Raw genomic sequence first — 14,608 nt, forward strand, 5'->3', positions numbered from 1 at the left:
GTGGATGGCATGTGACATTATTATGTAATTTGAATATTTAACGAGGATTAACTATAAATTAAATGACTAATTGTTTTCTCTATGATGGAAGATCAGCTGTTAAATATACAATGTAACTTTACTGTAAGTTGTTTACAAGCGCTTACATTTAAGTTATACTATATATGTGACATCAAATAAAGTTCAAGGAGGACATTATATGTCAGTTGAAGATAAGTTTGATAATGCTCAGGACAAGGTTGCTGGTAAAGCAAAAGAAGTTGAGGGCAAAGTTACCGGTGACAAGAGTCGCGAAGCACAAGGTAAAGCACAGGGACTTTTTGGTAAGGCGAAAGACAAGTTATCTGATGCTGCCGAAGCCGTTAAGGATTCTGCTGAAGATGCAGTTGATGCCGTCAAAGATGGCGTGGAAAAGTTGAAAAAATAATAAGTAAAACCGTCCGACTAACTCTTTAGTTGGACGGTTTTTGAATGACTTGCAACACACAAGCATTGACATTGCTTAACCTAATTATGGTTAAGTTCTTTTTTATGGTAAAATAAAAAATATATATTTTACAGAAAATATTGAGAGTTGCGATGACAATTAATTATCCAGTCGGTACTCATCACGGTAAGACGTTAAAAAATAACACATTGCGTACCGGTAAAACAACTAAAAAGGTATTATTTGGTAAGCGAGGTATGGGTTTGGAAGATGAAATTAATCTTGCAAATGACTATTATCTTGCTAATCGTTTGGCAGTAGTTCATAAAAAGCCTACACCAATAACCATAGTAAAAGTTGACTATCCTGCTCGCTCTGCTGCCAAAATTACAGAGGCTTATTTTAAACAAGCCTCTACAACTGATTATAATGGTGTTTATCAAGGAAAGTATATTGACTTTGATGCAAAGGAAACAAAAAATAAAACGTCATTCCCTTTGAAAAATTTCCATGAACATCAAATTTCTCATTTAGCAAGTATTTTGTCCCAAGGTGGTATCGGGTTTGTTATCATCAAATTTACGAGTTTAAATGAGAATTATGTCTATCCTGCTAGCGAATTAATACAACAGTGGCAACATTTGAATGGCAAACAGTCGATTTCTTATCAAGAAATAGTTGATAAGAGTTTTGTTGTGCCTGAAAGTTTAAATCCGAGTTTGGATTATCTCACAGCTGTGGATAAAATGCTTGAAGCATTACATTAAATTTTAGGAGTTTTCAATAGTATGGCAAATGACAAAGCGAATCAATGGTCGCGTGTAAATCGTAATCATAAGATGTACGATCAATACCCTGCACAAGAACCACCACGTCCGCCAAAACCAAATGGTCCAAAGGGTAGTGGGCCCAGAAAACCAAGAAAAACTAAAAAGAAGCGTCGTTGGATATTAGCCATATTCTTATGGTTATTTACTCTTGGACTGATTGCTGGGCTTGCGGGAACAGCCTTGTTCTTCACTTATGCGAATGATGCACCCAATATTACAGAGTCGGATTTAGCTTCGGAAAACTCTACACAGCTCTTAGATTCTAAGGGAAACGTCTTTTGGAGCATGGCCACTCAAGATCGTGATTATGCTAATTCCAATGAAATACCCAAACAATTAAAGCAAGCTGTTGTTTCTATTGAAGATCGACGTTTTTACAAACATCATGGTGTAGACCCAATACGTATTGCCGGAGCTGCAATTTCCAATATTAAGGGTTCTTCTCTGGGGATGCAGGGCGGATCTACTCTGACGCAACAATTAGTTAAATTGTCCGTCTTTAGTACATCAACGTCTGACCAAACATTTAAACGTAAGGCGCAAGAAGCATGGTTAGCCTTACGTGTGGAGAAGAATTTTACTAAAAATCAAATTTTGACGTTTTATATGAACAAAGTGTACATGGGACACGGCGTTTATGGAATGAAAACAGCTTCAGAATATTTTTATGGTAAAGCGTTAACTGATCTTTCTTTGCCACAATTGGCTTTGCTTGCTGGTATGCCACAATCACCAACTTACTATGATCCCTACTTAAAGGACACCACGGCTGCAAAAGAGCGTCGTGACACAGTTTTGAAAGCTATGGTTACTTATGGTGCGATTACGTCAAAGCAAGCGACAGAAGCAATGAAAGTGCCTGTCAGCGATGGCTTACAAGATTTAAATGCCAAAACAGAGGCGGCTAATAGCACTCGTCAAGTTGCTGATGGGTACGCTTCATCAGTGATAGCGGAAGCCAAAAAGCTAGGTTATGATACAACAAAAGCCGGTTTGAAAATCTATACTAATATGGATTCTAATTTACAACAATCCCTTTATGATAATGCCAATGATGGTTCTGTTACTTTTTCTAGTGATGACTTACAAATTGGCGCAACAATGACAGATCCAAATAATGGTCACGTTATAGCCCAAATTGGCGGACGTAATGTTAATACCTTGCAGGCACTTAACCGAGCAACCAGCAAGAACCGTTCATCTGGTTCATCAATTAAACCATTACTAGATTATGGGCCAGCAATTGAATACCTTAACTGGCCAACTTATCGAACAGTTGAAGATAAAAAATACAAATATAACGGTACAAACATAAGTGTTTACAACTGGGATAAAAAATACATGGGAAACATTACCATGCGTACGGCCTTAACGCAATCGCGAAATATTCCTGCAATCAGAACCTTAGAAGAGGTTGGTGGTTCAAATGCCGAGAAGTTTGTTAATGGACTAGGCATTACGACGAACTCAACACCGGGTGGTTCAATGGCCATTGGAATCGATGTTTCAACCGAACAGGAGGCAGCAGCGTTTGGTGCTGTTGCTAATGGTGGTGTCTATTACAAGCCAACTTATATTTCTAAAATTGTCACTGCAGATGGCACAACCCATAGCTACACATCAAGTGGCACACGTGCTATGAAGACCAGTACAGCCTTCATGTTAACTGATATGATGAAGGGTGTTATCAAGCCTAATGCAACCGCAGCAGATGCCGCAATTTCTGGGTTATATCAGGCTGGTAAGTCAGGGCTAGTAGCCTATGATGATAATGCTGGGATGCCTGATAAAGCGATATCGGATGCTTGGTTTACCGGCTATACAAAATCGTATACGCTCTCTGTATGGACTGGATTTGATGTTCCTAGTAAAAATTACATTCCTTGGACAGAGCAAGATTTACCGGCGCAGTATTATGCCAAAGTGATGGCTTATGCTATGCAAAATAAGTCAAATACCGATTGGACCGCACCAGATACAGTTACTGCTAAAGTGAAGGGAAATATCGTTGAATATGAAGTCAAAGATGCTTCTTGGAGTAACGGTGGACTGCCGAGTGTGAATTCCATTGCGCAATCTGGGGAAACCCCATCTGAAGCAGGAATTAGTGCAAACTCTGCTTCAACTGGGTCTACAACTGGCAACAATTAATTTAGAGTTTCTCGGTCTTGCTTTCATAGCAAGACCTTTTCTTATAGAGGAGAATATTATGCGACTTTGGGTAACGGGTTACCGAAGTTATGAATTAGGAACATTCGGTGACAAAGATCCTAAAATTAAAGTTATCAAGTATGCATTACATCAAACGCTAAAAGAACAAGTTGATAATGGATTGGAATGGGTTATCACAGGTGCCCAGCTAGGCATTGAGCAATGGACAATTGAAGTTGTTGCTGATATGAAGAAAGACTATCCACAACTTAAATTGGCTGTAATGTTGCCTTTTAAACAGTTTGGCAGTCAATGGAGTGAGGATAATCAAGCTAAATTGCAGAAATTGATTGCACAGAGTGATTTTTCTGAGAGCGTATCGACTAAACCCTTTCAATCGCCTATTCAGCTGAAAAATTATCAGAAATTCATGTTAGCGCACACAGATGGTGCATTGTTCTTTTATGATACGGAATTTGAAGGGAAGACAATATTTGATTTTCAAGTTGTGACAAAGTATCAAACGCAAACGCCGTATCCTCTTGTCCAAGTGGACATGTATCAGTTACAAGAGTATGCATCGGAACTTGAAGAAAAAATGAATGAAAATCGTTACGATTATTAGTATTAAAAATGCCTTGTAATTCATTAGAATTATTGGTAACATAGGATAAGTAAAAAAATAATCGAGGTATAGCTTGTGGAACAAGTAAAATACACGCAAAAAGACATTTTGGAACGCGTCTTTAAGCAAAAACGTATGGGGGTCGGTTATGATCCTGCTGATGTTGACAGCTTTCTAGATGATATTATTAAAGACTATGGTGCATTTGGTAGCCGAGTTGAACAACTAAAAAGTGAAGTGGCTCGTTTACAAGTCGCTTTGAAAGATGCCCAAGATCAACTAGTTGCTGTTAAACAGCAACAAAGTGTTGCACCGCAACAACCAGTTCAAACTGCTTCTCAACCTCAACCAGTTGAGGATCAAAGACAAGCAGCAGTCGCACAGCAAGCGGCAGTAACTAACTTAGATTTGATTAAGCGTGTTGCTAATTTGGAGCGTGTGGTGTTTGGTCGCGATCATAATAGTGCTGAATAAATAAAAAGATAATAATTTTTGCAAGTATCGGGTAATTGCGCGTTATATTTCTAACGTGAGGAAGGTCCATGCTCGTACACTCTGAGATGGGTGTAGTGTTTGTGCTGGGATAAAAAATAAACCCAGGAACAGTGATGTTACGGCAGTCGAAAGGGCTAAGGCTTAGGGCTATGTCTGAATAGGCTCGAAGGTGCCATAGAAACGTATATGCTAGTGAAAGCTAGTATTTGAGACGAGGTAAACCCCACAAACGGGCAACCCAAACTTTTGGTAGGGGCGGCTGGCCTAGTGAAATGAAGCGATGGTCGGTATGGTTCGTTTGAACGAACTTAGATAGATGATTACCGAAGGTGTAATGTTACCTGCATTACACTGGAACAAAACATGGCCTATAGATACTTGTAACAGGTAGACTCGCTTCGGCGAGTTTTTTTGTATAAAAAATTTAGTTATTCAATATATTTTGTATATCTACGTTTTTTTATTGTATAAAAATTCAAATCAAGGTAAAATTAGTAATGTTGTTTCACATGAGGAGAAATTAAATGAATAGTATATTAAAAAAAATATCAATCGTGATAATGACGATTACAATGTTACTGCCATTGTTAGCAGTTTTGCCAACTCATGCTGATGCTGCGACTACGGATCCGGCCCTAACTAAAATCAAGAAAAAGGGTACGTTAGTAATTGGTCTGTCAGCAGATTATGCACCATTTGAGTTCCATGCTACGGTCAACGGACGTGACCAAATTGTTGGTTTTGATGTTGAGATGGCTAAAAAAATTGCTAAGGATCTTGGTGTTAAGCCTGTTATTAAGGAAATGGGATTTGATGGTTTAATCGGTGCCTTGCAAACTGGTAAAATTGATGTCATTATTTCGGGTATCAATGCCACACCAGAACGAGAAAAGGTAGTTGATTTTTCAAATTCATATATGAAGCCTTTGCAGACTGTAATGGTTTTGAAAAAAGATGCCTCTAAATATAGTGGCAACCTAAACTCTTTTTCTGGTAAGAAAATTGGTGTACAAAAACAAACTACCCAAGAAACTTATGCTCAAGAAAGTATGAGTGGATCAACGATAGTCAGTCTTCAAAAAGTTCCTGATTTGGTTGCACAATTATCTACTGGTAAAATTGCTGGAATCGTGCTTAATGAACCAATATCTAAGGCTTACACACAACAAAATAAAGCCTTTAAAATTATTTATCCAAAGCCTTCTTCTGGAGAAGGGGCAGTTTCAATCGCAATGCCTAAAAATTCTCCAGTCCTAAAAGCCAAAATTAACAAGTCACTTGGTAACATCATTAAGTCAGGTGAATTAGAAGCTTATCAAAAAAGAGCTAATAAACTTATGTTTGCTGATCAAAGCTTCTGGGCTAAGTATGGTAATTTGTTTGTCAAGGGAACATTGTTGACGCTTGCCTTAGCTGCAGTGGCGGTAGTTTTGGGTATTGTGCTTGGAACAGTCTTTGCCTTATTTAAGTTGTCTCCCAACGCCATTTTAAGAATTATTGGTAATGTTTATGTTGAGTATGTTCGTGGCACACCGTTGCTAGTACAAGCGTTTATGGTATTTTTCGGTACGCAAGTAATTGGCTTGAATTTATCAGCTTTTGCTGCTGGTGCTCTTGCAATGGGACTTAATTCAGCTGCTTATGTTGCTGAAATCATTCGCTCAGGAATCAACTCTGTTGACTTTGGACAAACGGAGGCTTCGCGCTCACTTGGCTTGTCAAAAGGCAAGACAATGCGATATGTCATATTACCACAAGCGGTAAAAAACATTTTACCTGCTCTAGGTAATGAATTTGTGACAATTATCAAAGAAGGTTCGGTTGTTTCTGTTATTGGTGTTGGTGAATTGATGTTCCAAACTGGTGTCGTTCAAGGAGCTAGTTTCAAACCATTTTTCCCATTAGTTATTGCATCACTGATTTACTTCGTTTTGACGTTTGGAATTAGTCGCTCATTGGGTTACGCCGAAAAACGTATGAATCGTAGTTCACGATAAGTTAATTTAATATAAATAAAAAGGATGCATCTGTCAATGATGCATCCTTTTTTGTTATTCAAATAATACACGAACACCTTCTGGAACTGTGAAGTCTTTTTGGAGTAGTGATAATTCGCCGGACTCTTCATCACGAGCGTACAATGATACATTGTCGGTATCTTGATTAGCAACCACCAAGAATTGTTCAGATTCATCCCAATTCATGTCTCTTGGGAACTCACCTTCAGTACTGATTAATTGAATACGTTCAATTTCAGATCCAAGATTGGTTGTTTTGAAGACTGCGACTGAGTTATTACCACGATTTGAAACATATATGAAGCGACCGTCTTTACTGATACGGATTGCAGCAGCTCCGTTATGTGCTGTCCAATCTGATGGTATAGTTGGTGCTGTCTGTACGTGTTCAAAAGAACCATCTTCACTGTTGTATTTCAAAACACTGAGTAGACTTGACAATTCGCCGAGGAGGTAAGCATATTGACCATCTGGCGAAAATCGAATATGACGAGGGCCAAAGCCATCTTCTGCTTTGAAACGAGCGGCTTCAGCTAGCTTGCCATTGTCTGATACGTCAAAAGTAATAACTTCATCTGTACCTAGATCAACTGCAACTAAACGGTTGTCAGGAGTTAAATTGCTAAAGTGAATATGTGAAGATCCTTGTTCGGGACGTGGACCTGACCCTTCATTTTGCCAAGTATCGGTTAACGTCAAATTACCATCATCATTAATTCGGTAAACTTCAACAGTTCCACGGTGATAATAACCTGCATAAACAAGTTGACGATCTTCATCAACACCAATATATGCCGGTGCTGAGCCTTCACTTAATTGTGCATCAATCTCAGCAAGGGGTCGAACGGAATTATCAAATGTAACAACACCACCTTGACCATCACGATTCTCAACCGCGTAGACTTTGTTGGCTTTTGATATTGCCAAATAAGTTGGATTTGTCAAACCCCCAACGAATGTGGAGTTTTGTAATAATTTTTTCTCTGTATCAAGCTCAGCTTCATATATACCTTTTGAAACGCGCTTTGTATACGTACCAAATAGAATTTTATAGACTGCCATTATATAGTAGCTCCTTTGAATGTCTGTTTTAATTATACTTGTATGTAAGCATTTACACAAATATAATTTTTAGCCTTATTTAATTATCACATCATCGTAAAAATATTGCAAAGTAACAGCCATTCGCAATTCTATGGTAAAATAATTACAATTGTATAGCATGAGAAGGGGCGTTTTTATGAAAAAACCAGAGCAACAGTCATGGTATAGTCGTTGGTTTTCTGGCAATGACTTGTTAAATGGTCTGATTGTAATTTTATTAGTTTTGCTAATCATTTTTTTGGCTTGGCAAGTACGTTTTTTGTTTGAACCAATTCGTGCATTATTTACGGCTGTCGGTGCACCTATAATGATAAGCGGCGTGCTGTATTATTTGCTGAGTCCGATTGTCGGTCTTCTGGAAAAATATGTGCATTTACCAAGAAACTTATCGATTGGTGTGGTCTTGATTGTCTTATTAGCTATCATTGGAGTAGCCATTGCTGCTATTGTCATGGTATTGCGCAATCAAGTCATTCAATTTATCGATAACTGGCCAAATTACTGGAAAACCAGCGAAGCTTTTATTAATGAGACCTTTGCCAGTGAACAATTTAAGTTTATCAGAGATTATTTGAATCATACGAATTCTGATCTTAATCAAAATGTATTAGATTGGAGCAAAAAATATTTGACAAGCGGGGTTGCAGGCATCAGTTCATTTGCATCAATTCTTACATCAATTGGTGTGACAATTGTTTCGACGCCGTTTATTCTTTATTATATGCTGTTAGATGGACACAAATTTTCGTCATTTGTTTCTAGTAAGTTTCCAAATAACTCACAACTATCAGTACGCTACTTATTAACGGAAATTAGTAAGCAAATCGCTCAATATATTCGTGGACAACTTGGTGTTGCACTCGCTGTAATGATTATGTTTTCCATAGGGTATACCATTATTGGTTTGCCGTACGGTATTTTATTAGCGCTGATGGCAGGCTTCTTTAACTTAATCCCGTATGTTGGATCAATTATTGCACAAGTGCCAGTTTTCACAGTTGCTTTGATTGCTGGCGGCCCAAAAATGCTAATATTAGCTATTATCGTACTAGCTATTGAACAACCGATTGAAGCACATGTTATTTCACCAAAAATTCTCGGGGAGGCGTTATCAATTCACCCTGTTACTGTTATCGTTGTGTTATTGAGCAGTGGACATATTTTTGGTGTATTAGGTATTGTGTTAGCGGTGCCATCATATGCTGTAGCTAAAGTGTTTGTTACACACATCTATGATTGGTGGCGTGCAAACTCAGATTTATTTGAAGTAGAGGAAGTAGCTGAAAAATGACGAATCATATTGTTTTATTTGAACCTTTAATGCCTGCTAATACGGGAAATATTGCTCGTACGACTGCTGGAACTGATGCAGTCTTACATTTAATTGAACCGTTGGGGTTTGAACTTGATGACAAACACGTTAAACGTGCCGGGTTAGATTATTGGGATCATGTAAAGTTGGTGAAACACCCAAGCTTGCCTGATTTTCTAGACACTTTAGCAGAAACAGACAACTTATACTTGGTTTCTAAATTTGCTAACCAAGACTACACACAGCCTAATTACGCACAAAATGATACTGACAATTACTTCTTATTTGGAAAAGAAACCACAGGGCTACCAGAAGTATTTATGCGTCAAAATCCGGAGAAGGCTATTCGTATCCCACAGGATGATTCACATGTTCGTTCGTTGAATTTATCGAATACTGTCGCAATTGTGCTTTATGAAGCATTGCGCCAGCAATCTTTTTCAAATTTAGAAACAACTCACACATACGAGCAAGACAAACTGAAATAAACAGTTGACAGATATAAATTTCCCTGATAAACTAATATAGTTGTTTCGTTACAACGAACAACTATTGACCATGGCTCGTTGGTCAAGTGGCTAAGACGCTGCCCTTTCACGGCGGAATCGAGAGTTCGATTCTCTCACGAGCTACTAAAAAGCGCAACTCTGGTTGCGTTTTTTTGTGTTTAAAAATTAAATTTTTGAAATAGAGTTAAGCAAAGCTTAAGAATTTGATGTGAACATTTGTTCGAGTTTCAAAAATGATAAAATAAAGTGTTAGAATGAACTGACTAAGAGGTGGAACTTTGGCGACAAGAAAGACTACACAAAGACGGCGTACAACACGTGGTAAAAATAGTAAAAAAAAGAACCCTTTAGTTCAAAACCTATGCTTCTTGGGTGGTATTGTCTTAGGTATACTAGGTATATTTAAGCTTGGCATATTGGGGGTATTTATTGCTGACATTTTCCGTTTTTTCTTTGGAAACATGTATCTTGTGATTTTAATACCTATGACATTATTTTTAGGGTACTATTTTATTACTCGAAAAACACCCAAAATAGCAACTCATTTTTGGGTTGGCGCTTTTATGATGTTCATTGCTATTGAGACAATTTCATCATTGTTATTTTTTGAATACACACTAAAAAATGCAGATGGATATGTTGGCGAAGTGGTGCGGTTAATTGGTCAAGATTTTGTCAATCAATCAGCAAACACACCAGTTGGCGGTGGTATAATCGGCGCAGCATTATATCATCTACTGTTTATGTTAATGTCTAGCATTGGCACGTGGATTGTAACAATAATCTTATTATTCAGTGGTATTGCAATCTTTTTCCGTATTCCAGCTCGTGACATTGTTCAGCAAGGCGTTGAAAAAGCTCATGAAGGGGTTACTCATATTCAGGAAAAACGAGCTAACGAAAAGCCAACCCGACAATCGCTTTTCAAACGTGATAGACACAAGAAAGATATTACTGATTATGGAGATGATCCATTAGGTGTGAGCCGAGATGATAGCTTGTCAACCGATGTTGTCCCTAAAATAGAAAAAGACGTCAATGCACCTAGTGTTCAAGAAAATTTCAATGAGCCTGAAATTAAATGGAATGGTCCTATAGCGCCTCAACCAACAAAAAAGTCTTCCAAAGAACAGGCCGAAAAGACTTCTGTTAGTGATAGCGAAGTTTCTACAGATATGTTGGAAAAAGAAAACCCGGATTACCAGTTACCAACTGCTGACCTATTAACGCAATTAGCGCCTACAGACCAAACAAAAGAGTTTAAAAGTTTAACCGACAAATCGCGTCTTGTCCATGATACGCTGCAAAGCTTTGGTGTTGAGGCGGAAGTAACCAGTGTTTCATTAGGACCTACGGTAACTCAATATGAGTTGAAACCAGGGCAAGGCGTTAAAGTAAATCGAATTGCTAATCTATCGGATGATTTAGCATTGGCATTAGCTGCAAAATCAATACGAATTGAGGCGCCAATCCCCGGTAAACCCTATGTTGGTATAGAGGTTCCTAATGATACTCAGGCAACTGTTGGATTCCGAGACATGATTGAGAATGCGCCATTTGATGATAATCCACTCAATGTGCCACTTGGCCGAGATGTAACAGGAAATATTATCATGGCAGACTTATCGGCTATGCCTCATTTGCTTATTGCTGGATCTACTGGATCTGGAAAATCAGTAGGGCTTAATGGTATTATTGTATCTATCCTTTTGCGTGCAAAACCTAATGAAGTTAAATTAATGATGGTTGATCCAAAAGTTGTTGAGTTATCTATTTATAACGGGATACCACACTTGCTGACACCAGTTGTTTCGGAGCCCCGTAAAGCAGCGAAGTCTTTGCAAAAAGTTGTTGACGAGATGGAAAATCGTTACAAGCTTTTAGCTCAATTTGGAAAACGTAATATTGGTGAATATAATGCGGCGGTTGAAAAGCAGAATGCTGAAGCTAAGGAAACAGATCAGCCAATTATGCAACCAATGCCATATATTGTTGCTATTGTAGATGAATTCGCTGACCTAATGAGTACGGTGGGTAATGAAATTGAAGTTTCTATCGCGCGCCTTGGTGCTAAAGCTCGTGCAGCCGGTATTCACATGATTTTGGCTACACAGCGACCTGACGTTAAAGTGATTAACGGTACCATAAAAAGTAATATTCCTGGTAGAATTGCTTTTAGAACAGCTTCTGGAATTGATTCACGCACTATTCTGGACAGTAATGGTGCTGAGAAGCTGCTCGGAAAAGGGGATATGATTTTTGCACCGCCCGGTAAGCCGACACAACGTGTTCAAGGTGCATTTATTAGTAACACTGATGTGACTAATATTGTTGAATTTGTTAAGTCACAACAAGAGGTTCAGTATTCCGATGCAATGACTGTTACAGATGAAGAAATTGCTCAAGATAATTCGGAAAATGCTGATGGAAATAGTGATGATGAGTTATTCCAAGAAGCTTTGCAATTTGTTATTGAACAACAAAAAGCCTCAACATCACTGTTACAACGTCGTTTCAGGATTGGTTATAATCGAGCCGCTCGATTAATTGATGATTTGGAAGCAGGCGGTTACATTGGACCAGCAGACGGATCACGGCCAAGACACGTCAATATTTCAGATGGTAGCTCTGGGATAGAAAGTTAGCATTAGTTTCAAACTAAGTAGTATGATTATATTTTTTGAGTAGAATTAAATGATTAAGCAAACAGGAGAATAATAAAAATGGCACTTACAAAAAATCAAATTGCTGCACTACAAAATGTTTTTGATAATGGTATTTTAGATCATGATGCCGAGGCATTAGAAGCGCTAAAGATTGTATTAGCAGATTTAAAAAAATAATTGCAACACAGCAAAAAAAATGTTATGATGTTTCTCAGAAACATTGATAAGGACAACTCGATTGTCATGCACTTAAAGAGAGTTCATGTTTGGTGAAAATGAGCAGTGCATACAAAAGAGACTACCTTTGAGTGGTGATTTAGTAGTTTTAAATGAAAAGTTGCCCGGGTGATACCGTTATATATCATTTGAGAGAAATAGGAATTTTTCCTGTTTTAAACTTGGGTGGTACCGCGGTAAAACGTCCCTTTAGATCTAATAAGGATCTAAAGGGACGTTTTTGTTTTATTAATGTAAAATACTAGAATGGAATTTGAAAGGAAAATAGCATGGCAGAAATCAGTCTTACATTCCCAGATGGCGCTATTAAAAAGTTTGATGAAGGGATTAAGCCAATTGGGGTTGCCGAAAGTATTTCAAAGTCATTGGCAAAGAAGTCAGTGTCAGGAAAAATAAATGGTTCATACATTGGCATGAACGATGTTATTATTGAAAGTGGCGATTTTCAACTAATCACTACATCAGATAGCGAAGCATTAGATCTACTTCGTCACTCAGCATCTCATTTATTAGCACAAGCATTAAAGCGAATTCCAAAATTTGCTAACATTCATTTTGGAGTTGGTCCTTTTATTGAAAATGGCTTCTATTACGACACAGATAATGGGGCTGGCAATCAAGTGTCAATCGAAGATTTCCCTGAAATCGAGGCGATGATGCACAAAATTGTGAAAGAGGATCTACCAATTCTTTCTCGCGAAATCACACGTGATGAAGCATTAGAAATATTTGCTGATGATCCATATAAAGTTGAGTTAGTAAATGATCTACCAGTCGATGAAAAGATCACAATTGCTGTTCAAGGAGATCATATTGAGCTTGATAAGGGTGGTCTGGTACCATCAACGGGTTGGATTAAGCATTTTAAGCTTACTTCAGTGGCTGGCGCTTACTGGCGTGGAGATTCAAGCAACCCAATGATGCAACGAGTATATGGAACGGCCTTTTGGAAAGCAGCTGACGTTGAAGCAGAAATTGCTCGTCGTGAAGAAGCTAAGGAACGTGATCATCGTGTCATTGGACGTGATCTTGATCTATTCTTTACTAGCCAGGAGGTTGGTTCAGGATTACCAGTTTGGCTGCCAAATGGTGCAACAATTCGTCGCCAAGTTGAAAGATATATTACAGATAAAGAGCTGTCAAATGGCTACCAGCACGTTTACACACCAGTATTGTCTAATTTGAACTTATATAAGACATCTGGTCACTGGGACCATTATCGTGAAGATATGTTCCCACCAATGGATATGGGGGATGGCGAATTTTTGGAATTACGTCCAATGAATTGTCCATCACATATCATGGTATTTAATCATAAGCCACGTTCATACCGTGAATTACCAATGCGTATTGCTGAATTAGGAATGATGCATCGTTATGAAAAATCTGGTGCTTTGACAGGGTTATCTCGTGTTCGTGAGATGACATTGAACGATGGTCATACATTCGTTGAACCAGAAAAGTTAGAAGAAGAGTTTAAGTCTATTCTAACAATGATGATGGGTGTCTATCGTGACTTCAACATTAAAGATTATCGTTTCCGTTTGTCTTATCGTGATCCTAAAAATACAGAAAAGTATTTTGATGATGATGAAATGTGGGAAAAGTCACAAAAGCAATTGAAAACAGCAATGGATGATCTCGGTCTTGATTATTTCGAGGCTGAAGGTGAAGCTGCTTTCTATGGTCCAAAGTTAGACGTTCAAACAAAGACTGCCTTAGGTAATGAAGAAACATTGTCAACTATCCAATTAGACTTCTTGTTGCCAGAACGATTTGACTTGAAATATATTGGTCGTGATGGTCTGGATAATCATCGTCCAGTGATGTTACATCGTGGTATTGTTGGGACGATGGAACGTTTCACAGCCTACTTGATTGAAATGTACAAGGGTGCTTTCCCAACCTGGTTGTCACCTTTACAAGTACAAATCATCCCTGTTAATTTAGGTGCTCATGGTAATTATGCGAACGCTGTACAGCAGAAGTTACAGGATGCTGGATTGCGCGCTAATGTTGAAACAAAAGACGCTAAGATGGGCTACCTCATTCGTGAAGCGCAAACGAACAAAATTCCATATACTTTGGTACTAGGCGATTCAGAGGTAGATAGTAACACGGTTACTGTTCGTAAGTATGGTGATACAAAAACAGTTACAATGTCATACGACGAATTACAATATTTAATTTTGTCTGATGTTTCTAATTACTCACGTGAAACCGAATGAACAAAA

11 protein-coding genes, 1 tRNA gene, 1 other RNA gene and 1 other annotated feature are annotated in these 14,608 nt (G+C 38.2%); of the genes, 12 read left to right on the forward strand and 1 reads right to left on the reverse strand.

All coding sequences use genetic code 11. The features are described from left to right. Positions 1-199: 199 nt before the first annotated feature. The 7 genes from RHP64_RS03200 to RHP64_RS03230 all read left to right on the forward strand — a co-directional run bounded on the left by RHP64_RS03200 (position 200) and on the right by RHP64_RS03230 (position 6,525). Positions 200-427, forward strand: a complete 228-nt coding sequence (locus RHP64_RS03200; protein WP_004164379.1) for a CsbD family protein — start codon at positions 200-202, stop codon at positions 425-427. Positions 428-579: 152 nt separating this feature from the next. Continuing rightward, a complete protein-coding gene (recU, locus tag RHP64_RS03205) occupies positions 580-1,194 on the forward strand; it encodes a Holliday junction resolvase RecU (RefSeq protein ID WP_011679457.1) in 615 nt (204 codons plus the stop codon). A gap of 21 nt (positions 1,195-1,215) precedes the next feature. After that, positions 1,216-3,408 (forward strand): transglycosylase domain-containing protein, encoded by a 2,193-nt coding sequence (locus RHP64_RS03210; RefSeq protein WP_025267891.1) that lies wholly within the window; start codon positions 1,216-1,218, stop codon positions 3,406-3,408. Positions 3,409-3,466: 58 nt separating this feature from the next. Then, complete coding sequence (locus RHP64_RS03215) at positions 3,467-4,033, forward strand: SLOG family protein (RefSeq protein WP_011679459.1); 567 nt, start codon at positions 3,467-3,469, stop codon at positions 4,031-4,033. A 75-nt stretch (positions 4,034-4,108) separates the two neighbouring features. After that, positions 4,109-4,507 (forward strand): DivIVA domain-containing protein, encoded by a 399-nt coding sequence (locus RHP64_RS03220; protein ID WP_004164370.1) that lies wholly within the window; start codon positions 4,109-4,111, stop codon positions 4,505-4,507. A gap of 23 nt (positions 4,508-4,530) precedes the next feature. Beyond that, an RNA gene (gene rnpB, locus RHP64_RS03225) (RNase P RNA component class B) lies at positions 4,531-4,904 on the forward strand. A 148-nt stretch (positions 4,905-5,052) separates the two neighbouring features. Continuing rightward, positions 5,053-6,525: an ABC transporter substrate-binding protein/permease gene (locus tag RHP64_RS03230; protein WP_011679460.1), complete on the forward strand. Its 1,473-nt coding sequence runs from the start codon at positions 5,053-5,055 to the stop codon at positions 6,523-6,525. Positions 6,526-6,579: 54 nt separating this feature from the next. Here RHP64_RS03230 and RHP64_RS03235 read toward each other — a convergent pair whose 3' ends face one another. Next, entirely contained in the window at positions 6,580-7,608 is a 1,029-nt protein-coding gene (locus tag RHP64_RS03235) for a lactonase family protein (protein ID WP_025267893.1), read from the reverse strand. 178 nt (positions 7,609-7,786) lie between these two features. Between RHP64_RS03235 and RHP64_RS03240 the strand changes: the two genes are divergently transcribed. The 5 genes from RHP64_RS03240 to thrS all read left to right on the forward strand — a co-directional run bounded on the left by RHP64_RS03240 (position 7,787) and on the right by thrS (position 14,602). Continuing rightward, positions 7,787-8,941 (forward strand): AI-2E family transporter, encoded by a 1,155-nt coding sequence (locus RHP64_RS03240; RefSeq protein ID WP_011679462.1) that lies wholly within the window; start codon positions 7,787-7,789, stop codon positions 8,939-8,941. Next, positions 8,938-9,450, forward strand: a complete 513-nt coding sequence (locus RHP64_RS03245; protein ID WP_011679463.1) for a tRNA (cytidine(34)-2'-O)-methyltransferase — start codon at positions 8,938-8,940, stop codon at positions 9,448-9,450. Before RHP64_RS03240 ends, RHP64_RS03245 begins: the two co-directional genes overlap by 4 nt. 72 nt (positions 9,451-9,522) lie before the next feature. Further along, a tRNA-Glu gene (locus tag RHP64_RS03250) sits at positions 9,523-9,594 on the forward strand. A gap of 155 nt (positions 9,595-9,749) precedes the next feature. Beyond that, on the forward strand, positions 9,750-12,116 hold the full coding sequence (locus RHP64_RS03255; protein ID WP_014324462.1) for an FtsK/SpoIIIE family DNA translocase: 2,367 nt from the start codon (positions 9,750-9,752) through the stop codon (positions 12,114-12,116). A gap of 232 nt (positions 12,117-12,348) precedes the next feature. Continuing rightward, positions 12,349-12,566, forward strand: a binding site (T-box leader). 77 nt (positions 12,567-12,643) lie between these two features. Continuing rightward, a complete protein-coding gene (gene thrS / locus RHP64_RS03260; RefSeq protein WP_025267894.1) occupies positions 12,644-14,602 on the forward strand; it encodes a threonine--tRNA ligase in 1,959 nt (652 codons plus the stop codon). Positions 14,603-14,608: the final 6 nt, after the last annotated feature.

The sequence above is a fragment of the Leuconostoc sp. XM4 genome (assembly GCF_055698815.1).